The organism is Flavobacterium sp., from assembly GCF_025352425.1.
In the GTDB taxonomy this organism is placed as follows: Bacteria; Bacteroidota; Bacteroidia; order Flavobacteriales; family Flavobacteriaceae; genus Flavobacterium.
The window spans coordinates 155565-181504 of the sequence record NZ_JANXTI010000031.1; the positions used below are offsets into that span (position 1 = coordinate 155565).

Sequence of the window (25940 nt, forward strand, 5' to 3'; positions counted from 1 at the left end):
TAAAATATAAAATTATTCTATTTCCGAAACTCTTAGAGTGTTCACCATTCCCTTATCAGCAACCGGCATAGCTGCAAGATTGATAAGCATATCACCTTTTTTTACGTATCCTTTTTCTTTGGCAATATCATTTACATCGCCAACAGTATCATCAGTGCTTACAAATTTATCATAAAAGAAAGCGTTAACGCCCCAAAGTAAACTTAATTGCGTCAAAATTCTTCTGTTAGAAGTGTACACTAAAATATGCGATTTTGGTCGCCATGCCGAAATCTGGAAAGCGGTATAACCACTATTGGTTAAGGTTGAAATTGCTTTTGCTTTTATTTCGTTAGCCATAATCGCCGCGTGATAACAAATCGATTTGGTGATAAAACGTTTGGTTCTTACGTGAGGCGGGTTTTGCGGTACCAAAATTAACGGAGAATCTTCAACAGCTTCAATAATCTGTGTCATTTTTTCGATTACTTCTACAGGATAATTTCCAACTGAAGTTTCTCCCGAAAGCATTACTGCATCGGCACCATCCATAACAGAATTCGCAACGTCATTCACTTCAGCACGAGTTGGTGTTAAACTGGTAATCATCGTTTCCATCATTTGTGTTGCCACAATTACCGGAATTCTTGCTGTTTTCGCTCTGTGAATTAATTTTTTCTGAATCAACGGAACTTCGTGCGCGGGGATTTCAACTCCCAAATCGCCACGGGCAACCATTAATCCATCGCAGAAAGCAACAATTTTATCAATATTTTCTACGGCCTCGGGTTTTTCTATCTTGGCAATAATCGGAATTTTATAAGAAGAATTTTTGGCAATCAAATCTTGTAATTCTTCTAAATCCGCCGGTGTTCTGACGAATGAAAGCGCGATCCAATCTACTTCTTGTTCTATCGCGAAAAGCGCATCTTTAATGTCTTTTTTGGTCAAAGCAGGAAGTGAAACTTTCGTGTTCGGAAGATTAACACCTTTTTTAGATTTCAATGGTCCGCCCTGAATTACTTTACAAACTACTTCTGTTGTTCCGTTGGTTTCCAATGCTTCAAACATTAGTTTCCCATCATCTAAAAGAATAAATTCGCCTGGATTTACATCGCGCGGAAACTCTTTGTAGTTCATATAAACACGTTCCTTAGTTCCCGGAACATCTTCGGCAGTTTGAAAAGTGATAATATCTCCGGGGTTAACCACCACATCTTCCTTCATTACCCCAACGCGAAGTTTTGGACCTTGTAAATCGGCCAAAATTGCAGTATTGTATCCAAACTCATCGTTCAAACCTCTGATAATATCAATTCTTTCTTTTACATCAGCGTAATCGGCATGAGAAAAATTAACCCGAAACACATTTACTCCGGCGTCAATCATTCTTTTAATCACTTCCTTCGAACTACATGCAGGACCAAGTGTGGCAACGATTTTGGTTTTTTTTCTAGTTGGCATTATACTTAAAAAATTAAATTATTCTTTGACTTTATTTTTTCTACTTCTACATTGTAAACCGTACTTACTCTGTCTATTTTTTTAATGCAATTTGTAATTGATGACACATCAATTTTGACATCACCATTTCCGATTTTCAAAAAATAATCTACTTTTTTAAACTCGGGAATTAAATAAATCTTTGTGGAAAATTTGTTATTGCTTTCGGCAAACAATCCTTGATTACTATTTTGTGAAGGAACGAAAACATCATTTTGATTTTGAACTAAATTCCATGCAATATCTTTCGAATCTTCAAAAACAAATCGCGTAAACTGGGTTTCACCTTCCTTATTGCTAATCTGAATATTGTAATTTCCTTTTTGCAGATTGATCGGCAGATTTTGATTTATATAGTAGGCCAATCGGTAATCTTCTAAAGTAGAGTGAATCGCAATTAACTGATAATCTATTTTTTCATAGGCTTTCTTTTCTTCCTCATCGCTAAATAATTTGTGAACAATAGCCATAAAACCGTAAAATTAGTTGTAAATATAGTTTATCTGTTACAGATTTTAACAAAGAACGGGTTGGCTTAACGATATTTTGTGAACGAAAACGTTATAGCTTTTTGAGAATCTGCATTATTTATTGTCAATTCTTTCCTGAAAAGCAAAATAGGCTCGTTGTGATGCTTTTTCCTCTGCCTTCTTCTTTGATGTTGCTCTTGCTTTGGCAATTACTTTATCATCGATACTGAGCTTGACACCGAAATATTTCTGTCCATCAATCCCATTGTCATCAAAAACATCAAAGTAAAATGATTTTTTTTCCTTTTGACACCATTCAATCAGTAAGCTTTTATAACTAATAACTTTTCCTTCTAGTTTGGCAATGTCAACATACGGAATGATAACGCTTTTTTGAATAAATTTTTCACAAAAATTATAGCCTTTATCGAGGAAAATGGCGCCGACTAATGCTTCAAAAATATTACCGTGAATGTTTTCGCCAAAGTGTTGTGTGGGCACTTTGCTTTCTACAAATCGTATTAAATTCAAGTCTCTGCCCAATTCATTTAAATGCTCCCGACTCACAATTTTAGAGCGCATTTTGGTTAGATAACCTTCATCTCCAGCCGGAGCCTTGTTGTAAAGATGAGCAGCAATTACCGCGCTTAACATAGCATCTCCCAAAAACTCCAATCGCTCATAATTCATCGGATTTCCTATCAAATCCATTTGATTTGTCGAACGATGGGTAAATGCTTTTTGGTAATAAATTAGAGCACGCGGTTTAAATCCTATTATATTTTCAATTTCATTAAAAAAAATCCCGTCCTCTGTTGAACGGGATTTTTGAAATATTTTTTTTAACCTTTTCATCTAGAGATTAAGCTTCAAGTTTTTTGAATAAAACGCAGGCGTTGTGTCCGCCAAATCCAAAAGTATTACTCATTGCCACATTGATTTCTCTTTTTTGGGCTTTGTTCAATGTTAAGTTTAAACTTGGGTCTATGTTTTCATCCACAACAGTATGGTTAATTGTTGGAGGAACGATACCATGTTTCATGGCTAAAATCGAAGCAATAGCTTCAATTGCACCAGCAGCACCAAGTAAGTGACCTGTCATAGATTTGGTAGAATTGATGTTGATGTTTTTAGCATGATTGCCAAAAACAGCACTTATTGCTTTCAATTCAGCGACATCACCAAGTGGAGTCGAAGTTCCATGCGTGTTGATATGATCAACTTGTTCAGGTTTCATTCCAGCATCACGAAGTGTATTATTCATAACCGCGATAACGCCAATTCCTTCGGGGTGTGGAGCGGTTAAATGGTAGGCATCTGATGACATTCCGCCGCCGCCAATTTCACAATATATTTTTGCACCACGCGCTTTAGCATGTTCGTATTCTTCAAGAACTAATGCACCCGAACCTTCGCCAAGAACAAATCCGTCACGGGTTGCGTCAAAAGGTCTTGAAGCAGTTTCCGGACTATCGTTTCTTGTTGATAAGGCTTGCATCGAATTAAATCCGCCCATTCCGGCAATAGTTACCGCAGCTTCTGAACCTCCTGAAATAATAACATCACACATTCCTAAACGAATGTAATTGAATGCATCAATCATGGCATTGGCAGAAGACGCACAAGCAGAAACCGTAGTATAATTTGGACCCATAAAACCATTCCGCATAGAAATGTGGGCTGGAGCAATATCGGCAATCATTTTTGGGATAAAGAAAGGATTGAAACGCGGAGTTCCATCGCCTTGAGCGTAACTAATAACTTCTTCCTGGAAAGTTTCCAAGCCGCCAATTCCCGCACCCCAAATTACACCTACCCTTTGTTTGTCAACATTTGTATCGGTAATTCCGGCATCTGCGATGGCTTCCTGGCTTGCCGCAACAGCATACTGTGCAAACTTATCCATTCGTCTTGCCTCTTTGCGTTCCATATAATCTTCAATATTGAAGCCTTTGACTTCGCAGGCAAATTTTGTCTTATGCTTTTCGGTATCGTAATAGGTAATCGGGGCGGCACCGCTAACGCCATTCACTAAAGCGTTCCAATAGTCAGCGATGTTATTTCCTATAGGTGTAATTGCACCTAAACCTGTTACTACAACTCGTTTTAACGCCATAATTTATTTTTTAGAATCGTATTTAAACAAATAATACCCATGTTTTCTTCAAATATAATCATTAAAGAGACAAGGGTATTTCAATATTTTTGAGATTGGATGTCAATCAGTTTTACTCTTTTCAGTAAAAATAATAAAAATCCGTGAAACTAGTTTAAGTCTCACGGATTTGTAATTATTATTTTTTTGCTTCTTCGATGTAAGAAATAGCTTGACCTACAGTAGCAATGTTTTCAGCCTGGTCGTCCGGAATCTGAATATCAAATTCTTTTTCGAATTCCATAATCAACTCAACAGTGTCTAATGAATCAGCTCCTAAATCATTTGTGAAGCTTGCTTCTGTTACAACTTCGTTTTCATCAACGCCTAATTTGTCTACAATAATCGCTTTAACTCTTGATGCAATGTCTGACATAATTTCTAATTTTAATTTTTAATTTGTTGGCAAAAATAAAAAACTTTATTTTAAAACAACATTTTTGTTAGTAAATGTGACCACGAAAATAAATAAATTATTTCAAAATCTTGTAAAAACATGTTTTAATTCAAGTATTTATTCTTTTTTTGTGCTGTAATTTTATCTTCCCAATGAAATCGCAAAATTATAAATCATCCTTTTTTAAGAACAACTATAATAGGCGATTCCATGTTCCGCTGAAAAACAATATTATCTTCACATGAAAAAGATTTTGCTTTTTGCTTCAGGCACTGGTTCCAATGTGGAAAATATAATTAAATACTTCAAAAACAACCCGGATATTATCATAGTTGGTGTTTTCACGAACAATCCAAATGCCAAAGTTTTAGTCAAAGCAGAAAAATATAATGTCCCTACGCTTATCTTCAATCGGGAACAGCTTACTGAAGGTTTTGTTTTGAATAAAATAGCGGAACTTAAACCCGACTTGATAGTATTGGCTGGTTTTCTGTGGAAAATGCCTGAAGAAATTGTGGCGGCATATCCAAATAAGATTATCAATATTCATCCGGCATTGCTTCCAAAATATGGCGGAAAAGGAATGTATGGCATGAAAATACATCAAACAGTTTTAGACAATCAGGAAAAAGAAACCGGTATTACCATTCATTATGTTAATGAACATTATGACGAAGGCGAATTTATTTTTCAACAAAAAATAGCTATCGAAGATTGCGCTTCCGCAGATGAAATCGCAGCAAAAATCCACGAGCTTGAACACAAACATTTCCCGGAAATCATTGAAAAAGTCATAACTCATAACTCATAATTTTGAACTCACATCAAGTCCACATATACACCGACGGCGCTGCCAAAGGAAATCCCGGAAACGGCGGCTATGGCGTTGTGATGGAGCTAGTGGGAACAACTTATGAAAAAGAATTCTACGAAGGATTCCGACATACTACAAATAACCGAATGGAATTGCTAGCGGTGATTGTGGGATTGGAAAAAATAACAAAACCTAATATGAAAGTTTTGGTTGTTTCTGATTCAAAATATGTTGTGGATGCGGTGGAGAAAAAATGGGTTTTTGGCTGGGAGAAAACAGGATTCAAAGACAAAAAGAATCCGGATTTATGGATGCGTTTCCTAAAAATTTACCGCCAGCACCAAGTCGATTTTAAATGGATTAAAGGGCATAACAATCATCCGCAAAACGAACGTTGTGACGAACTGGCGGTAATGGCTTCGGGTTTACCCAATTTATCTGTGGATGCTTTTTATGAAAAGGAGGCGCAGAAACGGTTGTAGAACTATAGTACCTCAAAGCTATTCTGGTAAATTAACAATGTTTCCCTTTTTCTAAATAGCACTTTTTTATTTTGATAGCTTGGTTTTTGAAGCAGTTGCTTGTCATTGAAATGTAGCAAATTGAATTGTAAATCATCAATTGTGAAATCATCTACTTTTATTTCATAACTGGCAATGAATCCAACAGCTTTTTGTTCAATATAAATTCCGGGGCTTTGTTTTTCTTTGATTTCAGTTTTATGTATGTTGTATAAAGGGAAAAGCAATTGTTCTTGATTTAAATCCTTGATATAAAGTTTGCTGATTTTCTTCCCGTCTAATATTATTTCAATTTGGTTTTTTGGTGTATTCAATAAGCCAGTCCGCTTGTTTCCTGGCAAATGATCAACTGATGGAATGGAGGGTATTTTAAGATAATAATAGAAAAAAGGATTTAATAAAGCCTGTGTTAATGGGACTTTCATTTTTCGAGCTACTTTCAAGCATTCGTTTAAATAATCTTCACTGCACTCAAATTTTTTTAGTGTCCAACTTTCGCCGTGAAGATTGATTTTGAGAGTTTGCATTTAAATTACGGAAATATACTATTAATCCGAATTACATTTTATACACCTGATTATCATCAAGTTCTAAAATTTTTTGGCAGAAAATTCTTTTATAGTCTTTCTTGTTGTTAGTGTGTATTGGAATTATCATTTTAGGATTTATTGCATTGGCGTATTCTTTTAATGTTTCAACATCAGCATGTCCGCTAGTATGGATGTCAATTATTTTGAAATTATTGTTTACAAATAAATTAATAAATTCTTTGGTTTTAGGTTGGTCTTTGTATCCAGACCACATTGAATATATAAGATTCCCATCTTTGATATTCATGCTTTTTAGATCATTTACCATTGATGACCTGACTAGAAGAACATAATTAGAAGGTTTATTTATAATGTCATCTTTGTTTATTTTCTTCGAAGTAAATTTAAAAACCATTTTTTTATATCCATCACCGATTAATTTATTTGTTGGTTTACTATAAAAATAAACTCCCATATTTGGATAGCCATTTAAAATTGAAGGAAGTTTTGCAAAACTAGAAAGTTTTTCTAAAATATGTGCGCCATAAACATCCACAACAAAAGTCTTTTTGGCTCTTAAACAGGCTTTATATATAGAAACCAATCTATCTATATTTTGTGTTGATGTAAATACATAATTTATGGAAGTTGAATTTTTGAAACACTCTAAAAATTCATTTTCTATATCATCCTCCGTTTTTGTTTTTGTGATATTTCTGCCAATTGTTGTTCCTTCCATTATCAAACAATCGATATCTTTTGGAGGGTTTTCAATAAAATTTTTGTACACTTCTTTTTTGCGTCCGTGTGATCTGAAATCGCCTGAATAAAATAGTTTTTTCCCATTTGCTTCTATCAAAAAAGAATAAGCATCAAAGGCTGAATGATCGTTCCAATAAGGAGTAATCGTAAAATCGCCTATTTGAAATTTTTTCCATCGTTCAAAATAATATGGGTTTTCAATCTTGTTTTCCTGATTGAGAAAGATGTTGTTCAATTTTAAAATTTCGTGGGTTGCTTCTCCAATCCAAACAGGTATATCTTTATTCAAATAGTGCATCAATCCATAATGGTCACCGTGAGAATGTGAAATGATCAAACCATTTATTTTTGAATTTTCAGAATAGGCATCTTTTACATTTGGCAAAATACTTTTACTAACAAGTTCGTTTACGCCTAAATTTTCGTATTCTCTAAAGTTGAAAGATTTTCCATTGGTGTTTAATAAAGGCATACCAAAGTCAAGCAATATTCTGCTGTCGCCTGATTGAAGCTCAATACAAGAACCTCCTATTTCGTTAGTGCCTCTGTGGATGGTTAGGTTCATTAAAAATCTATATGTTATATTTTTTTATAGAAATTGGTTTACTCAATTCAATTTTATAATCTTTGTTTCTAATAAGCGATGAAACTAGAGCCTTTTCAATAATAAATTCCTCAACAACATAAAATTCAATATTTTTTATTCCTTCTTTATTCAGTTCTGCATTTATTCTTTTTAATAGATTCTGTAACTCAGGATATTTATAAAACTCTTTAATTTGATTTCCTGATCTCGAATCAGAAAAGGTTAAAACAGCAGGAACAATTGTTGTGCTTTCAGAGCATCCATAATCTAGTTTTAATGAGTTAATCATTTTAAAATGATGTAATCGATAGGTATAAACAAATATTTCAAGAATTGCTTTTAATAAAGATTCTGCGGATTTATGTTTTTTGACTTCAATGAAAAACAAACTATTCTCCTTTTGGGATAACAAGTCTATATCTCCATGATTTTTTTTCCCTTGCCCTTGTTTGGGTTCAGTTAAGGGTACTTCATAATCAATGATTTTGCCAAAATGCTCCAGAGAGATATTGAATAATGCTCTACAAAATCTTTTCTCCATAAATTGATTAGGATCTTTATCTATTTGACAATATCCAATATGAAGATCTTGTTTGAATTTATTTTTTCTCAATCCATCTCCAGTCCATTTAATTAGGTCAAATTGCTTTAAGAGTAGTTGAGAGATTTCTTCAGTATAACTAATTTTTGTACACTTTGTCCATTGGTATATGTTATGCCAATTTTTTGTAACTTCATTAAAATCTTTTTCAATTGATTTCATCGTTAAATATTTTTTATAAATTTAAGTATTTTCATCCGAATCAAATATTTCGAAATTAGTTTTTATTATTTGGAAAAAATTAATTAAGCACAAAAATATATTTCTGCTGATGCTTTCTACGAAAAGGAAGAGCAGAAACTACTTTAATCAAAATCACATTTCGCATTGACTACTATTGACCAGCATTGATTAGTTATGACTAATGCTGACTACTTATGACAGGTAAAATCGCACTTTTTGTAGTGTTTCTTCGGATGTTGTTCGGGTGTTGTTCGGGTTTCGTTCGCAAAATGGGTCGTTTTTGCGAACAGCTTGCGAACAAAGACCAAGCAAAACTGCAAAAATCAGCTGTTTTATTCAGGGTTGCAACAATGAAACTTAAAACTTATCTTTGCGCCTTTAATTTGAGATTGCTTCAAAATCTCGCAATGACAATTCAATGAACAAACTTTTAATAGTAGGAACGGTTGCTTTTGACGCTATCGAAACGCCTTTTGGAAAAACAGATAAAATTTTAGGTGGGGCAGGAACCTTTATCGGGCTTTCAGCTTCGCATTTTAACTTACAATCGGCTATTGTTTCGGTTGTTGGAGATGATTTCCCACAGGAATATTTGGATTTATTGACTTCAAGAAATATAGATATTTCAGGACTTGAAGTAGTTAAAGGCGGAAAGACTTTCTTTTGGAGCGGTCGTTATCATAATGATATGAACTCGAGAGATACTTTGGCTACCGAATTAAATGTGTTGGCTGATTTCAATCCAGTTGTTCCGGAAAATTTTAAAAATGCCGATGTTGTAATGTTGGGAAACCTACATCCAATTGTACAAACCGGAGTTTTGAACCAAATGACACAAAAACCAAAACTGGTTGTTCTTGATACTATGAACTTCTGGATGGATTGCGCCTTACCTGAATTATTGGATGTAATCAAACGTGTTGATGTAATTACAATCAACGATGAAGAAGCGCGTCAGCTATCAGGAGAATATTCTTTGGTAAAAGCGGCAAAGAAAATCCATACTATGGGTCCAAAATACGTAGTGATTAAAAAAGGGGAACACGGCGCGTTGATTTTCCATAACCATGAAATCTTTTATGCTCCGGCATTGCCTTTGGCAGATGTTTTTGATCCAACAGGTGCTGGAGATACTTTTGCCGGTGGATTTGCCGGATTCATTACACAGCAAGGCGACATTTCATTCGAAACAATGAAGACCGCCATCATACAAGGTTCTAATCTTGCATCCTTCTGCGTAGAGAAATTTGGAACAGAAAGAATGTTGACTTTAACAAAACACGAAGTTAACGAGCGACTAAAACAATTCAAATCCTTAACACAATTTGAAATAGAATTAGCTTAAATTTATGCCTCGAAATTTCGGGGCATTTTTTATAGGAAAATAAATTTGAACCATTAAGGTATTAAGAAAATTAAGACTTAATGAACCTTAATATCTTAATGGTTCAAATAATACAATTTTTCAATTGTCAGTATAATAAAACACAACTAAAACTACAACACAATGAGTGACGCCATAAAACACGAATGTGGAATTGCACTTTTACGATTAAAAAAACCGTTGGAATTCTACAAAAAAAAATACGGTTCGGCTTTCTATGGCATACAAAAAATGTATCTGCTGATGGAAAAGCAACACAACCGAGGCCAGGATGGTGCAGGATTCGCTTCGATAAAACTTGATGTAGAACCGGGCGAAAGATATATCAGCAGAGTTCGTTCTAACAATTCGCAGCCAATACAGGATGTTTTCGCCCAAATCAATGAGAGGATCAACGAAGAACTGACATTGCATCCAGAATATCAGGATAATGTCGATTTACAGAAAGCAAAAATTCCATACATAGGTGAATTGTTTTTGGGACACGTTCGTTACGGAACTTTTGGCAAAAACAGTCTGGAAAGCGTTCATCCGTTTTTGCGTCAGAATAACTGGATGCATCGAAACCTGATTTTGGCAGGAAATTTCAATATGACTAATGTAACAGAGCTTTTCAATAGTCTGGTAGAATTGGGCCAACATCCAAAAGAAATGGCGGATACCGTTACCGTGATGGAAAAAATCGGCCATTTCCTAGATGATGCGGTTACGGATCTTTATCAGGATTGTAAAAACGAGGGTTTATCCAAAAGAGAAGCTTCTCCGGTAATAGCCGAGAAATTAGACATAGCAAGAATCCTGAAAAAAGCTTCAAAGGGTTGGGATGGCGGATTTGCCATGGCAGGTTTATTAGGTCATGGCGATGCATTTGTGTTAAGGGATCCTGCGGGAATCCGCCCGACTTATTTTTATGAAGATGATGAGGTTGTTGCAGTCGCATCCGAAAGGCCTGTAATTCAAACGGTATTTAATGTTGCTTTTGAAGATGTAAAGGAATTGAAGCCGGGACATGCCTTAATTATTAAAAAAAACGGAATTATTACGGAAGAGGAAATCATTACGCCGACGGTTAAAAAAGCGTGTTCCTTTGAGCGTATTTATTTTTCCCGAGGAAGTGATGCCGAGATTTATCAGGAACGAAAAGAATTAGGAAAATTGATTCTTCCCGTTGTTCTTAATGCCATTGACAATGATACGGATAACACCGTTTTCTCTTATATTCCTAACACAGCAGAAACCTCTTTTTACGGAATGGTGGAAGCTGCAAATGATTTTCTGAATCAGAGAAAGAACCAGTTCATTTTGGATAACAGAAAAACACTGACAAAAGAAAAACTGGAAGAAATACTTGCAGTAAAAATCAGAACCGAAAAAATAGCAATCAAGGACGCTAAATTAAGAACTTTCATTACCGAAGACAGCAGCCGTGATGATTTGGTTGCCCATGTTTATGATGTTACTTATGGCGTAATCAAACCAACGGATAATTTGGTAATTATTGATGACAGTATTGTTAGGGGCACAACCCTGAAAATGTCAATTATCAAAATGATGGATACATTACATCCTAAACGCATAGTTGTAGTTTCCTCCGCACCTCAAATTCGTTATCCGGATTGTTATGGAATTGATATGGCAAAGCTTGAAGGATTGGTAGCTTTTCAGGCGACATTAGCCCTGCTGAAAGAGCGCAATTTATACCATGTTATTGATGAGGTTTATGCCAAATGCAAAGCACAGGCTAATTATAAAGATACTGATGTTATTAACTATGTAACAGAAATCTATAAACCCTTCACAGACCAGGAGATATCAGATAAAATAGCGAAACTATTGACTTCCGAAGACATAAATGCCCAAGTGAAAATCATCTTTCAAACGGTGGACAATTTACATCTTGCCTGCCCAAAAAATTTAGGCGATTGGTACTTCACAGGTGACTATCCAACAGCGGGAGGAAACCGCGTTGCAAATAAGGCATTTATGAATTTTTATGAAGGGAAAAATGCTCGCGCATATTAAAATTTTAACATTTTCTGAAGTTAAACGATTATTTGTGCATTTCATCTATATTTTTTGTTTTAATAATTACATTCAGATTACATTTGGACTACCATAGCATTAGTAGGTTAAGTTTATGGTAGATTTGGGGCAAAAAGGGTGAACGTAAGTTCACCTTTTTTATTTTATAATTCTTTGAAAATAATTAGAAAAAGGGCATTAACCTCTCATTTGCCTATCATCCCAATATATTTTAACAAAAAATACAATTATTCAATTCTAGTTATTAGTTTTGTTCTACCATAGTATTTAGTAGGTTAAGTAAGTTATGGTAGATTTGGGGCAAACAGGTGGAAGAGATTCCGCCTGTTTATTTTTTGTAACATTGCCAAATAAAAAACCGACTGCTCTCACAATCGGTTCAATGCCTAAAAAACAGATTCTTTTTATTTCTCTGTAGCGTATAATCTAGAGACTTCTGTCCAGTTAATCACATTAAAGAAAGCTTCAATATAATCCGGGCGTCGATTTTGGTAGTTCAGATAATAAGCATGCTCCCATACATCCATTCCAAGAATTGGGAAACCTGTGCAACCAACTTCCGGCATTAACGGATTATCCTGGTTTGGTGTTGAGCAAACGTCAACTTTGCCGCCTTTGTGAACACAAAGCCACGCCCAGCCTGAACCAAAACGTGTCGTTCCGGCTTTTGCAAACTGTGCTTTAAATTCGTCAAATGAACCAAAAGCCGCATCTATTGCATCAGCTAAATCTCCCGAAGGTTTCCCACCCCCGGTTGGCGCCATTACTCTCCAAAACAAATTATGATTATAAAACCCACCACCATTATTTCTAACAGCTGCATTTTTCATATCGAGGTTTATCAAAATATTTTCTATTGTTTTTCCTTCTAAATCGGTTCCTGCAACAGCAGCATTTAGATTAGTTGTGTAAGCGTTGTGATGTTTTGAATGGTGAATCTCCATCGTTTTGGCATCAATATGGGGTTCTAATGCATCATATGCATAAGGTAACTGCGGTAATTCAAAAGCCATGATATCGTATTTAAAAGTTATTAAAAATAATTGAATTCAAATTTATACATTTAACTTCGGAAAAGGAAATGCCTTAATAAATATTTAGTAGTATACTTTTTCGGGGTTCGATTTTTAACATTAAAACCGATAAATGCAATTTATTTTACAGCCTACGTTTCTTCACAACGATTTAATAAAGCTAATTCCGCTTCAGGAATCCGATTTTGACAGATTGTTTGAAGTTGCGTCTAATCCTTTAGTCTGGGAACAACATCCAAATCCGAACCGCTATAAATTGGAAGATTTTACCAATTATTTCAAAGGTGCAATAGAATCGAAAGGCGCTTTTCTTATTATTGACGCTGCCACAAATGAAACCGTTGGCTGCAGCCGTTATTATGATTATAATGAAACTGACAGTTCGGTTTTAATTGGTTACACTTTTATAGGGACAAAATTTTGGGGCAATGGATATAACAAAGCCTTGAAAAAACTCATGCTCGATTATGCTTTTGAGTTTGTGGATAAAGTCTATTTTCATATTGGTGCATTCAACTATCGTTCGCAAAAAGCGATCGAAAAAATCGGCGCGATTAAATTTGACGAATTTGAAGTGGAATATTACGGCGAAACCAGCAAGTTGAATTTTGTTTATCTAATTACTAAAAACTAATGCAAAAACCAGCTTTCTCTATATATGACGCATCGGCGGGCTCAGGTAAAACCTATACTTTGGTAAAAGAATATTTGAAAATAATCCTGCTTTCCAAAAAGCCTGATGCCTATCGCAATATTCTTGCCATTACGTTTACCAATAAAGCCGTGCACGAAATGAAAAGCCGTGTTTTGGAAAGTCTTTCGCAATTCAGCAAAGAAAACCCATCTGAGAAAGCATTGCAATTAATGCAGGTTATCAGTTTGGACACGGGTTTGAGTTTGAATGCTATTGCCGAAAAAGCCAAGAGCATTATCAAAAACCTGATTCATAATTACGCCGCTTTTGACATTTCGACCATTGATAAATTTACACACAAAGTCATTCGTGCTTTTGCACACGATTTGAATCTGCCAATCACCTTCGAAGTTTCTCTGGATACGGAAAGTCTTTTGAATGAAGCAGTTGACGCCATTATTGCCGAAGCGGGAAATGACGTCGAGTTAACAAAATTATTGGTCGACTTCACCATGGAAAAAACTGATGATGACAAATCCTGGGACATTTCGCGGGAAATTATGGAAACAGGCAAGTTAATTTTAAATGAAAACAATCGCGAGGAAATTGGGCATTTTGACAAAAAGAAAATAGCTGATTTTGTTGTTATCAAAAATAAGCTAATTGAACTTTCCGAACAATTAGAATCAGAAACAGTAGCCCTAGCCGCAGAAATGCTGCAGTTGATTGAAAATAACGGCATAGATTTAAATTCGTTTTCGCGACAGACTTTCTCAAATCATTTATTGAGTATTCATGAAAAAAGAGTTAACCTCAAAAACAAGACGTATCACGAATTTGAAGACATTGCAATCAATAAAAATGCAGTTGACAAGGGAATTATTGAAGCATTAATTCCGCAAATGCTTGAGATTTTGGCACTCATTTATAAAAAATTTGAAACAAAGAATTTCTACGAAGCATTTCTAAAAAACATCACGCCACTTTCTTTGCTGAATACCCTTAGTAATAAACTGACCGACATTCAAAAAGAACAAGGAATTTTATCAATAACCGAATTCAATAAATTGATTCACGAGCAAATTCAGAATCAACCGGCGCCTTTTATTTATGAGCGTTTAGGTGAAAAATACAAACACTTCTTCATTGACGAATTCCAGGATACTTCCGAAATGCAATGGCAAAACCTCATTCCGCTGATTGACAATTCGCTTTCGAGCGAAGATTTATTAGGCGAAAGAGGTTCACTGATGATTGTTGGCGATCCAAAGCAATCTATTTACCGTTGGCGAGGCGGAAAAGCAGAGCAATTTATCGAATTGAGTAAAGAAGAAAATTCTTTTTTACATCATATAAAAGAAGTAAAAGCATTAGAAACAAATTGGAGAAGTTATTCAGAAGTTATCGATTTTAACAACAATTTCTTTGGCTTTATAGCTAATGAATTTAAGCATGAAGATTATAAAGATTTATATCAAAATCACAGCCATCAATTATTAAATTCTAAAAAAGGCGGCTATGTCAATATTTCGTTTGTGCCTAAATTGGATAAACCAGCATTTGAAGAAGACGAAAATCCGGCAAAAGAAGAGTTGTATTTATTGGCAACATTAAACACTATTCAAAAAGTAAAAGCCAACGGATTCAGCTATAAAGATATTGCCATTTTAACCCGAAAAAAAAACAACGGAATTGCTATTGCCAATTATTTAACGCAAAAAGGAATCCCGATTTTGTCTTCTGAGAGTCTGCTGATTGGTTCTTCTTCGGAAGTGCAATGTATTATTGCGGTTTTATACTATTTGAAAAACAATAACGACCGCGAATCAAAAGCAAATTCCCTGTATTATATTGCCTCAAATTGTCAGCAAAATATGCCTATCCATGATTTTATTGCTCTCGGAATGGAACAAAATGATGAAGGTGATTTTGAGAAATGGTTAGCCAGTTTTGACATTCATTTCTCGTTTAAAAACACCAGGAAAAAGTCATTGTATGAAGCTGCCGAAAGTATCATTTCGAAAATTATTCCAATCGAAAAACGAAATGCTTATGTGCAGTACTTTTTGGATATTGTGCTTGAACAAGATTTAAAAAAGCAAGCCGGAATATCCGATTTTCTGTCTTATTGGGATACTAATTCCGGTAAGTTGAGCATTCCGTCACCCGAAGGCAAAGAAGCAGTGCGTATTATGACCATCCACACTTCAAAAGGATTGGAATTTCCTTTAGTAATTTTTCCGTTTGCCGAAGAAGATTACAGCAAAGGGCCAAGAGAAAAAATTTGGCTTAATGCCGATGAAGAACAAGTTGGGCTGGCCAAAGTTTTAGTCGATAAAAACAGCAACGTTTCTGGTTATGGCGAAGAATCGGCGCTAATCTACAATCAGAAAAAACAGGAGGAATTATTGGATGACATCAATGTTTTATATGTAGCAATGACACGTGCTGAAGAACAGTTATATATTATTTCCGGTATGCAGAGCAAAAGCAAAACTTCGGGGGAATATCCAAATAACATGGCATCGTTTTTTATTAAGTTTTTGGCAGAAAAGAAGCTGTTTGCCGAAAATAAATTGGAATATGAGTTTGGCAAAGCCGAAAAAATATCAGTAACAAAAGAAACAAAAGATGAAACCGAAACTATTCCAAAACTTTCGACAACATTAAATCCGAAAAGCATCAAAATCGCACAACGCGAAAGCCTGATGTGGAATACAAAACAGCAAAAAGCCATCGAATACGGAAACATTCTGCACGAGATTTTGTCATTCATTAAAACCAAAGATGATATTGATTTGGCATTGATAAAAGCTATTGAAAACGGATTGATTGTGTGTTCGCAAAAAGATGCCGTTGCCAGAACTATGCATGAAATTGTAAATCATCAGGAACTGAAATCATTTTTCTCAAAAGAACACAAAATCTTAAACGAAAAAACCATAATTCAAAAAGAAGGTAATCTTGTCAAGCCTGATAGAATGGTACTTTCTGCAAATAATGAAATTTACTTATTGGATTATAAAACAGGTTCACACCAACCCAAATACCAATTGCAATTAGAAAATTACCAAAACGCCATTGAAAAAATGGGTTTTAAAGTCGCTAAAAAAACATTGGTTTATATTGGGGAAACTTTGGAAATAGTAAATTTGTAGTCACAAACAAATAACACAACATGTACGGAAAAATTCAACAACACTTACAAAATGAATTGGATACCATTGAACAAAATGGGATTTTCAAAAAAGAAAGGATCATTACATCTCCTCAAGGAGCAGAAATCACTGTGAACGGCAAAACGGTTTTAAATTTTTGTGCCAATAATTATCTGGGATTGTCTTCACATCCGGAAGTGATTCAGGCTGCAAAAGATGCTTTGGATACACATGGTTTCGGAATGTCATCGGTGCGATTTATTTGCGGTACACAGGATATCCACAAAACCCTTGAAAAAAAGATAGCCGATTTCTATGGGACAGAAGACACTATATTATACGCAGCAGCCTTTGATGCAAATGGTGGTGTTTTCGAACCTTTATTGAGCGAAGACGATTGTATTATTTCAGATAGTTTGAACCATGCTTCGATTATTGATGGAGTTCGTTTGTGTAAAGCCGCGCGTTATCGTTATGAAAATTCCAATATGGAAGATTTGGAAAACCAATTGAAAAAAGCAGTTGAAGCCGGACATCGATTTAAACTTATTGTCACTGACGGCGTTTTTTCAATGGACGGACTGGTGGCGCCATTGGATAAAATCTGCGATTTAGCCGATAAATATGACTCACTTGTAATGGTTGACGAATGCCATGCTGCAGGATTTATCGGAGCCACAGGAAAAGGAACATTGGAAGCCAAAGGCGTAATGGGAAGGGTTGATATCATCACCGGTACTTTGGGAAAAGCATTAGGTGGCGCTATGGGCGGCTATACTACAGCCAAAAAAGAAGTGATTGAAATTCTGCGTCAACGTTCCCGTCCGTACTTGTTTTCAAATTCATTGGCGCCAGCTATTGTTGGTGCTTCAATCAAAGTTTTTGAATTGTTAGAAAAAGACACAACACTCAGGGATAAATTAGAATGGAATACCAATTATTTCAAAGAAGGTTTGCGTAAGGCCGGAATTGATTTCATCGATGGCGATTCTGCAATTGTTCCCGTGATGTTGTACGATGCTAAATTGTCTCAAATTATGGCGGAAGAACTTCTAAAGAAAGGAATTTACGTTATCGGCTTCTTCTTCCCAGTCGTGCCAAGAGATAAAGCGAGAATTCGCGTCCAATTATCGGCCGCGCACACTAAAGAACACCTAGACAAGGCAATAGCCGCTTTTATCGAGGTCGTGGAAATGCTAAAACATTGAAAAAAAACCGCATAACTTTCAGAATTAGTACCAATTCCTTATATAATTCACACATTTTAACATTTTGATTTTGATATTCGAATTATAGGTATTACTTTTGTTCATTATAATTATTATAATCTAATCAAATTTTAAGTATGAAACATCTTAACAAATTATTCGTTGCTTTGGTAATGTTAGCTGGATTCAGCTCGCAAGCTCAGGACAGTAACAATCCTTGGGCGATTTCGTTTGGGGCTAACGCAGTAGATACTAGAGTAAGTGCTGCTACTAAACTGGAGGACCAATTTTCTCAGTTCTTTAATGCTAAAGATAACTGGAATATCCTACCTTCTGTGTCTTATTTAAACGTATCTAAATACGTAGGAAGTAATTTCTCTTTTGGAGTTACAGGGTCTATTAACAAGATAAGTAGATACGTACTACCAAGAGTTGGAGAAGGACCTTACACAGTAGTTAATCCTGGAGATTTAAATTATTATGCAGTTGACGGAGTAATTAATTACAGCTTAATGAGCCTAATAAAATCTAAAACAATCGATCCTTCCATTCATATCGGTGGAGGTTATACCTGGATTGGTGACGAAATGCGCGCAGGTACATTAAACGGAGGTTTAGGGTTAACTTATTGGTTTACTGAAATGGTAGGTTTAACATACCGCGCTACTTACAAACAATCTTTCGAAGATCTTCGTGAAGATATGCCATCACATATGCAACATTTTGGTGGACTTATTTTCAAATTTGGAGGTAAAGATACAGACGGTGACGGAATCTATGATAAAGACGATGCTTGTCCGGAAGTTGCCGGTTTGAAACAATTCAACGGATGTCCTGATACAGATGGTGACGGAATTACTGATGCTAGCGATTCTTGTCCAGATGTTGCCGGACCAGCTGAATTTAATGGTTGTCCTGACACTGATGGCGACGGAATCGCTGACAAAGATGATGCTTGTCCAGATGTTGCTGGTTTAAAATCTTTAAACGGTTGTCCTGATGCTGATGGCGACGGTATCGCAGATAAAGATGATAAATGTCCAACCGTTAAAGGTCCAAGAGAGAATGCAGGTTGCCCTTATCCAGACAGAGATAACGATGGCGTTCTTGACAAAGATGATAAATGTCCGGATGTAGCTGGTACTGTTGCTAACAATGGTTGTCCAGAGGCTACTGAAGAAGCTATAAAAAGATTAAATGACTATGCCAAAACTATCTTGTTCGATAGTGGTAAAGCTTCATTTAAACAACAAACTTACCCAGTATTACAAGCTATTACAGCTATCTTGAAAGAGTATCCAAACTCTAACTTCTCTATTGAAGGTCACACAGATAGTGATGGTAAAGACGCTTACAACCAAAAATTGTCTGAAGACAGAGCGGCGGCGGTTAGAAACTATATAATTGACCAAGGTATTGCTTCGGGAAGATTATCATCTATAGGTTACGGAGAGTCAAAACCAATTGACACTAACAAAACTGCAGCTGGTAAAGCTAACAACAGAAGAACAGAAGTAAAATTAATAAAATAATTTTTTCTAAATAATTTAAGAAACGCCTCGATTTATCGGGGCGTTTTTTTATTTTTATAGAATGTCAAAACCAACCTTTCTTCATCAACTTGCCCAGGAAATTTTAAAAAATTATTCTGACAACTTATCGGAATTGACCATTGTTTTACCCAACAAAAGAGCAAAGGTTTTCTTGCTGGAAGAATTTAAAAAGGTAGTTTTAAATAATGTCTTTGCGCCCGAGATAATAAGTATTGAAGAGTTTGTTCAGGATATTGCCGGTATTCGTTCGGTGGATAGCGTTGAATTGCTGTTTGAGTTTTATGAAGTGTACCTTTCTTTAACAAAAGACAATCCGGATTCTTTTGAAAACTTTGCCAATTGGGCCAAAACGGTACTCCAGGATTTCAACGAAATAGACCGCTATTTATTAAATGCTGACAAAATTTTAAAATACCTTGAAGATATTAAGGATATTGAGCATTGGTCAGTTGATGTAGATAAAAGAACAGATTTGATAGAGAAGCATTTGCTATTCTGGAAGAAACTACCGGAATATTATCATTCATTGTATCAGCATTTATTAAATAAAGGTATTGGTTATCAGGGTTTGATTTATCGCGAAGCTGTTGAAAATCTAAATCATTTCTCTGAAAATAATAATGATAAGCAATTTGTTTTTGCGGGTTTCAATGCGCTCAATCAAGCCGAAGAAAAGATTATTCAGCATCTGTTAGCAATTGATGTTGCCAAAATTTATTGGGATATTGACGAAACCTTGCTCCACGATTCGTTTCATGACGCCGGGCTTTTCCAAAGAAAGTTTAAGTCGGAATGGATTTATTATAAAACACACCCTTATGAATGGATTTCGAATGATTTTAAAACCGAGAAAAACATTCATGTCATTGCTACTTCAAAATCCATAGGACAGGCTAAAATAGCCGGGAGCATTATCGAAGAATATGGCTCTAAAGGAAGTCTGCAAAATGTGGCGTTAGTATTGGGAGAAGAGAGTTTGTTACTGCCTATGTTGTATGCTTTACCCGCTAATGTTGATGCACTGAATATTACGATGGGGTTTTCAAGCAAAAACAATCCTGCGCAGTTACTGATTGCAAAACTATTCAAATTACACACCAATGCCTTAACCAGAAATCCATCAGGGTATGTGATGTATTATAAGGATGTTCTGGATATCCTGACGCATCCACTTATTGAACCTTACCTAAATGCTAATGAATTGGTTTCCATAATTAATAAGAACAACTATTCATTTATTACTCATAAAAAGCTCGAAGAACTTTATGCCAAAGACAATGAGTTGTTTTCGCTATTGTTCCAAAAATGGGATGCGGGATCAGTAATTGTTTTAGAAAATGTAGCTCAGATTTTGTTAAAAATCAAAAGCAATTTGAGTTATGAAAACGAAGAAGAAAAGATAACAAATGCTTTTGTGTACTCGATTTTTAAAGTCATCAACAAAATGATTTCTTATTTTTCCGAACATCATTCCATAAACGACCTCAAAACGTTACAGGCTATTTACAAACAAGTCATAGATGTAGCCGAAGTTTCCTTTGAAGGCGAACCTTTGAGCGGCTTGCAGGTTATGGGTGTGTTGGAAAGCCGCGTATTAGACTTTGAAACTGTAATTATCACTTCGGTAAATGAAGGCAAATTTCCAGCGGGAAAATCAATAAATTCCTTTATTCCGTATGATGTGAAATTGCAATATGGACTGCCCACCTACAAAGAAAAAGACGCTATTTACACCTATCATTTCTATCATTTGCTGCAGCGTGCCAAAAACATTTATTTACTTTATAATTCCGATAGCCAAGGTTTTGATGCTGGCGAAAAAAGTCGTTTCATCACACAATTGGAAATTGAAAAACAACCCAATCACAACCTGACATTCCAATATTATAATCCCGATGTGCCAAATATTGCCCATCAGCCAATAGTTGTTCCAAAGACAGAAAGCGTCATGACCCGCCTTCGCGAAATAGCCGAAAAAGGATTTTCACCGTCTTCCTTGACGACGTATATCCGCAATCCGATTCAGTTTTATTTTCAACGGGTTTTGCGTATTTCGGAAACCGATGAGGTCGAGGAGAGCATTGCGGTAAATACGTTGGGAACCATTATACACGGTGCATTGGAAGAATTATACAAGCCATACATTGGCCGTATTTTGACCATTGACGATATCAGTAGCGCTATGTCAAAAATTGATTCAGAAGTCCTGAACCAATTCAAAAAAATCTACAAAGAAGGGGAAATCAATAAAGGAAGAAACCTGTTAGCGTTTGAAGTCGCAAAGCGAAATGTCCTAAATTTTCTAAAACTCGAACTTGAATCGATTAAAAATGGTGATGAAATTCAAATTATTGGTTTAGAAGTGGAGCTATCCCAAACTTTACATCATCCCGATTTGCCTTTTCCGGTTAAAATTGGCGGGAAAGTTGACCGCATCGAACTTCATAAAGGCAGAATCCGAATCGTTGATTACAAGACTGGAAAAGTCGAACAGCGAAACGTAACACTTAAAGAGTGGAAGGGTTTAACAGACGACATCAAAAACGAAAAGATTATCCAGGTTATGGCGTATGCTTTTATGTATCAGGAAATAGCGAGCGGTCAGGAAATGGAAGTTGGCATTATTTCATTCAAGAATCTAAAATCGGGATTTTTGCCTTTTCAGTTCAAACAGGAAAAAGATATTGCGGCTGTAATTTCCATCGAAATCATGGAAAACTATTTGGAACAGCTTGTGATTTTATTAAAGGAAATTTTGAATGTTGATGTTCCTTTTGAGGAGAAAGTTATTTAAACTTTCTTTAAAAAATCAATCATAACTTTCTTTAATTCCATTTTATTTTCAATATGTGACATGTGTCCATCAGGGAAAGAGGTGAGTTCCACTTTAGTTCCTTCAATTTGGTCAATGTTTTCATGATAGGGAAGCACGCCATCTTTTTTACCCAAAACCAACTGAATAGGATAAAGAGCAAAATGCAGCAGCACTTCACGGTCTTTCCTTATTTTCATGCCTTCAAGAGAAGCAACAATTCCCTGCAAAGGCGTTTTTAAGGCCTGGAGTTTTACTTCTTCAATTTCCTTAGCCAATAGTTCACGGTTGTCTTCACTAAATAAATTTGCAATAGACATTCGTACAAAGTTGGTGTGGTTTTGTTTTACCGCTTTAACGGCCCTGTCCCGATTGGTTTTTCGTTCGTCACTGTCAGCACGAGCAGTCGAGTTTAAAAGAAACAAACCTTTCATATAATCCGGAAATAATTCGGCGAAAGCCAAGGCCACATAACCGCCAAGAGAATGACCAACGAGAACCGCTTTTCTGATTTTCAATGCATGTAAAACAGCATGCGCCATATCGGCCTGATCTTCCATAGAATGGACATAACCCAAACATTCTGTTCCACCATGACCTAATAAATCGATGGTGATAATCCTGTATTTCGTGCTTAGTTCGGGGATGAAGGCACGCCACATGGTTTTATTCTCGAGAAAACCGTGCAGTAAAACCACAGCCATGCCTTTACCTTCGTCGGTATAGGAGATTTTCGTGTTTTTATAGGTAAGCAGTTTCATGCTTCAAAAATAAGGTTTTGGGAGGGAAGAAGCAAGATGCAAGAGACAAGAAAAGCAAATCAATAACATCTTTATTTCCGATTACTTACTCTATTTTTAATCAAGAAATGACAATAAATATATCACATATATTATATAATATTTCTAAATAGTTTATTTGTATTTCTAGTTTGTCATTTATTATATTTATTCAATTTGTTTATATTTCTATTTAATCTGTTTATATTTTTATTATATTGATTTGGATTTATAATTTATCATATACTGTTTCTATCATATATGTTTTTATTTCACAAATACTATATACTATTTCTATATTGATATTTTTTATATCTTTATCTCAATGAAAAAGCACAGTTTATGATAGATACAGGAAAAATGATTCTCGATTACATCACTAAAAACAAGATGTCGAAAACCGAATTAGGGAATAAGATTGACCGTAGAGGAATTTCAATTACTAATTACACAAGGACTAAAGGCATTCATACAGGAATCCTTTTAAACATTTCGCATGCTGTAAAGCACAACTTCTTTAGGGATATTGCCGACCAGTTACCAGCCGACTATACCTACATTAAGCCGGAAGACATGACTTTGCATAAAGAAAAAGACAATCTGATTGCGGAACTGCAGGAAGAAAACAAGGTGCTGAAGATTCAGAATGAGATATTGTTGAGGATAAAAGGTTAATTACGAATACAATTACCTAAAAAAGAATAAGTCATGTTCACCATCCAACAAATAAAAGAAGCGCATTCTAAAGTAAAAAACGGCGCCGATTTCCCTAAGTATATGCAGGATATTATTGCGCTTGGCGTAATTTCTTTTGAGACTTTTGTTTTTGACAACCACACTAATTATTGTGGAAAAGATAATTTTAAAGTTTCATCTGAAGGTTTTTCAGAAGGGCTTTCCATTGCAGATGAAACAAACATTGAGCGATTCAAAGCAGATTTAAAAGCGCATCAACAAGGTAAAACGGATTATAAAACCTTTCTTTTGGATTGTGCCAAATCAGGTGTGGAAAAATGGATTGTTATTATGGATAAAAAAACCTGCGCTTATTATAATAACGCAGGAAATGAAATCTTCGTGGAAACTATTCCAATATAAAAACGACCCACTTCCGTGAGCCGTCTATCATCTATTTTCTTTCCTCTAACTAAGAATTCATCATCGATTCAATTTCCTCCACTTCAATTGGAATGTTTCTCATTAAATTGAAAGGCTCTCCGTCGGGCTGAATCACAACATCATCCTCAATACGGATTCCGAAACCTTCTGCAGGAATATAAATCCCAGGTTCAACGGTAAACACCATATTGGCCTTCATTGGTTCGTGTAAGAGTCCGTAATCATGCGTGTCCAATCCCATTTGGTGCGAGGTTCCGTGCATGAAATATTTTTTATAAGCCGGCCATTCCGGATTTTCATTTTGCACATCGGCACTATCAATCAATCCCAAGCCGAGTAATTCTGAAGTCATTATTTTGCCCACTTCTATATGGTATTGTTTCCAGAGATTACCAATGGTCAGCATTTTTGTTGCTTCATTTTTCACCCGCAACACGGCATTGTAAACTTCTTTTTGTCTTGCCGTAAATCTTCCCGAAACAGGAACCATCCTGGTCATATCGCTGGAATAATTGGCATATTCGGCACCAACATCCAGCAAAATCAAATCACCGGCTTTGCAGGGTTGGTTGTTTTCAATATAATGTAATACATTGGCGTTATTTCCTGATGCGATGATTGGTGTATAGGCAAACCCTTTCGAACGGTTTCGGATGAATTCATGCGCAAATTCGGCTTCGATTTCATACTCGGTAACGTTTGGTTTTACAAATTTTAATACCCTTCGATACCCTTTTTCGGTAATATTACACGCTTCCTGAATCAAATCAAGTTCTTCCTTTTCCTTTACGGAACGAATGCGTTGCAAAATAGGATTGGCTTTCTCCACTTTGTGTGCGGGATAATTCTCTTTCCACCATTTTACAAAACGCGCTTCACGGGTTTCCGTTTCAATCGAGGCACGATAATGTTCGTTGGTATTGATATACATCGTTTCCGCGTAAGCCATAACTTCCTTTAAAGTCTTGTGGAAATCCTGTAGCCAAATCACTGATTTGATTCCGGAAACTTCATAAGCCCGGTCTTTCGTCAGTTTTTCACCTTCCCAAATGGCAATATGTTCGTTGGTTTCTTTTAGAAACAATACTTCTTTCAAATGCTCATAAGGTGCATCAGGGAAAAGCAGTAAAATACTTTCTTCCTGGTCAACGCCGGATAAATAAAATATATCCCGGTGTTGTTCGAAAGGCAGTGAACTATCGGCAGAAACCGGATAAATATCATTGGAATTAAACACAGCAACACTGTTGGGTTTCATTTGCGCTGTGAATTTGGCTCTGTTTTTTATGAACAGATTGCGGTCTATTTGATGGTATTTCATTTGGATAATTTGATAATGTGGTAATTTGAAAATCATTTCTTCAAAAATACGTTAATAGTCAAAATAAATTGAAAAAACGTTCGTTGAATTTATACTTCAAATGTAATAAAAATTGTTTTTTACCGTTATCCGTAAAAGAAATCTATTAAATTCGCCTCAGAATTAATCCATTAAATCAAGATGAAAAAAGCATATATTTTAGTATTGTTAACCCGTTGGGTGTAATTATTTAAAGTAAAAATAAATTGATTAAATATTGGTCAAGATACTGAAATTCAGTATCTTGATGTCGCCAAACAAACCAATATCTATGTCAAATATAGTAAAAAATTATTTTAGAGTTTTAGAAGTTATAAGTTCCTTGGGTTGCCAATTAGAATATAAATCTGGCGTT

Annotated in this window: 22 protein-coding genes; 11 read left to right on the forward strand and 11 right to left on the reverse strand. The window is 35.5% G+C overall.

Annotated elements, in window-relative coordinates; translation table 11 throughout:
• Positions 1 to 12: 12 nt before the first annotated feature.
• The 5 genes from pyk to Q0Q99_RS04600 all read right to left on the reverse strand — a co-directional run bounded on the left by pyk (position 13) and on the right by Q0Q99_RS04600 (position 4483).
• Positions 13 to 1443 (reverse strand): pyruvate kinase, encoded by a 1431-nt coding sequence (pyk, locus tag Q0Q99_RS04580; protein WP_293892111.1) that lies wholly within the window; start codon positions 1441 to 1443, stop codon positions 13 to 15.
• Between the two features lie 5 nt (positions 1444 to 1448).
• Positions 1449 to 1952, reverse strand: coding sequence for an IPExxxVDY family protein (locus Q0Q99_RS04585; protein WP_293892114.1), 504 nt, complete (start codon positions 1950 to 1952; stop codon positions 1449 to 1451).
• A gap of 114 nt (positions 1953 to 2066) precedes the next feature.
• Complete coding sequence (gene rnc, locus Q0Q99_RS04590) at positions 2067 to 2807, reverse strand: ribonuclease III (protein WP_293892117.1); 741 nt, start codon at positions 2805 to 2807, stop codon at positions 2067 to 2069.
• A gap of 7 nt (positions 2808 to 2814) precedes the next feature.
• Entirely contained in the window at positions 2815 to 4068 is a 1254-nt protein-coding gene (gene fabF / locus Q0Q99_RS04595; protein WP_293892120.1) for a beta-ketoacyl-ACP synthase II, read from the reverse strand.
• A 178-nt stretch (positions 4069 to 4246) separates the two neighbouring features.
• On the reverse strand, positions 4247 to 4483 hold the full coding sequence (locus tag Q0Q99_RS04600) for an acyl carrier protein (protein WP_007137004.1): 237 nt from the start codon (positions 4481 to 4483) through the stop codon (positions 4247 to 4249).
• 262 nt (positions 4484 to 4745) lie between these two features.
• On the opposite strand from Q0Q99_RS04600, the gene Q0Q99_RS04605 reads away from it, so the two are divergent.
• Together Q0Q99_RS04605 and rnhA are read left to right on the forward strand one after the other, a co-directional pair.
• The gene (locus Q0Q99_RS04605) at positions 4746 to 5315 is read left to right on the forward strand and encodes a phosphoribosylglycinamide formyltransferase (protein WP_293892123.1); all 570 of its coding nucleotides are present in this window, start codon (positions 4746 to 4748) and stop codon (positions 5313 to 5315) included.
• Between the two features lie 2 nt (positions 5316 to 5317).
• Positions 5318 to 5800 (forward strand): ribonuclease HI, encoded by a 483-nt coding sequence (rnhA, locus tag Q0Q99_RS04610; protein ID WP_293892126.1) that lies wholly within the window; start codon positions 5318 to 5320, stop codon positions 5798 to 5800.
• Between the two features lie 2 nt (positions 5801 to 5802).
• Here the strand turns inward: rnhA and Q0Q99_RS04615 are convergent, their stop codons facing one another.
• From Q0Q99_RS04615 to Q0Q99_RS04625, 3 genes are all read right to left on the reverse strand, one after another.
• On the reverse strand, positions 5803 to 6264 hold the full coding sequence (locus Q0Q99_RS04615) for a hypothetical protein (protein ID WP_293892129.1): 462 nt from the start codon (positions 6262 to 6264) through the stop codon (positions 5803 to 5805).
• 133 nt (positions 6265 to 6397) lie between these two features.
• A complete protein-coding gene (locus tag Q0Q99_RS04620) occupies positions 6398 to 7696 on the reverse strand; it encodes an MBL fold metallo-hydrolase (RefSeq protein WP_293892132.1) in 1299 nt (432 codons plus the stop codon).
• A 7-nt stretch (positions 7697 to 7703) separates the two neighbouring features.
• Complete coding sequence (locus Q0Q99_RS04625) at positions 7704 to 8480, reverse strand: hypothetical protein (RefSeq protein ID WP_293892136.1); 777 nt, start codon at positions 8478 to 8480, stop codon at positions 7704 to 7706.
• 439 nt (positions 8481 to 8919) lie between these two features.
• Between Q0Q99_RS04625 and Q0Q99_RS04630 the strand changes: the two genes are divergently transcribed.
• Together Q0Q99_RS04630 and Q0Q99_RS04635 are read left to right on the forward strand one after the other, a co-directional pair.
• Entirely contained in the window at positions 8920 to 9846 is a 927-nt protein-coding gene (locus Q0Q99_RS04630) for a PfkB family carbohydrate kinase (protein WP_293892139.1), read from the forward strand.
• A gap of 162 nt (positions 9847 to 10008) precedes the next feature.
• Positions 10009 to 11907 carry an amidophosphoribosyltransferase gene (locus Q0Q99_RS04635; RefSeq protein WP_293892142.1) on the forward strand — a complete coding sequence of 633 codons (1899 nt, stop codon included), beginning with the start codon at positions 10009 to 10011 and terminating at the stop codon, positions 11905 to 11907.
• Between the two features lie 425 nt (positions 11908 to 12332).
• Here the strand turns inward: Q0Q99_RS04635 and Q0Q99_RS04640 are convergent, their stop codons facing one another.
• Positions 12333 to 12941: a superoxide dismutase gene (locus Q0Q99_RS04640; RefSeq protein ID WP_293892145.1), complete on the reverse strand. Its 609-nt coding sequence runs from the start codon at positions 12939 to 12941 to the stop codon at positions 12333 to 12335.
• A gap of 133 nt (positions 12942 to 13074) precedes the next feature.
• Between Q0Q99_RS04640 and Q0Q99_RS04645 the strand changes: the two genes are divergently transcribed.
• The 5 genes from Q0Q99_RS04645 (at position 13075) to Q0Q99_RS04665 (ending at position 22309) form a co-directional block, all read left to right on the forward strand.
• Positions 13075 to 13596, forward strand: coding sequence for a GNAT family N-acetyltransferase (locus Q0Q99_RS04645; protein ID WP_293892148.1), 522 nt, complete (start codon positions 13075 to 13077; stop codon positions 13594 to 13596).
• Positions 13596 to 16754 (forward strand): exodeoxyribonuclease V subunit beta, encoded by a 3159-nt coding sequence (locus Q0Q99_RS04650; protein WP_293892151.1) that lies wholly within the window; start codon positions 13596 to 13598, stop codon positions 16752 to 16754. Before Q0Q99_RS04645 ends, Q0Q99_RS04650 begins: the two co-directional genes overlap by 1 nt.
• A 20-nt stretch (positions 16755 to 16774) precedes the next feature.
• Positions 16775 to 17962 (forward strand): glycine C-acetyltransferase, encoded by a 1188-nt coding sequence (gene kbl, locus Q0Q99_RS04655; protein ID WP_293892154.1) that lies wholly within the window; start codon positions 16775 to 16777, stop codon positions 17960 to 17962.
• Between the two features lie 137 nt (positions 17963 to 18099).
• Complete coding sequence (locus tag Q0Q99_RS04660) at positions 18100 to 19494, forward strand: OmpA family protein (protein WP_293892157.1); 1395 nt, start codon at positions 18100 to 18102, stop codon at positions 19492 to 19494.
• Between the two features lie 61 nt (positions 19495 to 19555).
• On the forward strand, positions 19556 to 22309 hold the full coding sequence (locus Q0Q99_RS04665) for a PD-(D/E)XK nuclease family protein (protein ID WP_293892160.1): 2754 nt from the start codon (positions 19556 to 19558) through the stop codon (positions 22307 to 22309).
• Here Q0Q99_RS04665 and Q0Q99_RS04670 read toward each other — a convergent pair.
• Complete coding sequence (locus Q0Q99_RS04670) at positions 22306 to 23088, reverse strand: alpha/beta hydrolase (protein WP_293892163.1); 783 nt, start codon at positions 23086 to 23088, stop codon at positions 22306 to 22308. The genes Q0Q99_RS04665 and Q0Q99_RS04670 overlap by 4 nt on opposite strands.
• Before the next feature lie 360 nt (positions 23089 to 23448).
• Between Q0Q99_RS04670 and Q0Q99_RS04675 the strand changes: the two genes are divergently transcribed.
• Both Q0Q99_RS04675 and Q0Q99_RS04680 read left to right on the forward strand, forming a co-directional pair.
• A complete protein-coding gene (locus Q0Q99_RS04675) occupies positions 23449 to 23781 on the forward strand; it encodes a hypothetical protein (protein WP_293892166.1) in 333 nt (110 codons plus the stop codon).
• Positions 23782 to 23814: 33 nt separating this feature from the next.
• Positions 23815 to 24204, forward strand: coding sequence for a DUF1398 family protein (locus tag Q0Q99_RS04680; protein ID WP_293892169.1), 390 nt, complete (start codon positions 23815 to 23817; stop codon positions 24202 to 24204).
• Positions 24205 to 24253: 49 nt separating this feature from the next.
• Here the strand turns inward: Q0Q99_RS04680 and Q0Q99_RS04685 are convergent, their stop codons facing one another.
• Positions 24254 to 25546 (reverse strand): aminopeptidase P family protein, encoded by a 1293-nt coding sequence (locus Q0Q99_RS04685; RefSeq protein ID WP_293892172.1) that lies wholly within the window; start codon positions 25544 to 25546, stop codon positions 24254 to 24256.
• Between the last annotated feature and the right edge of the window lie 394 nt (positions 25547 to 25940).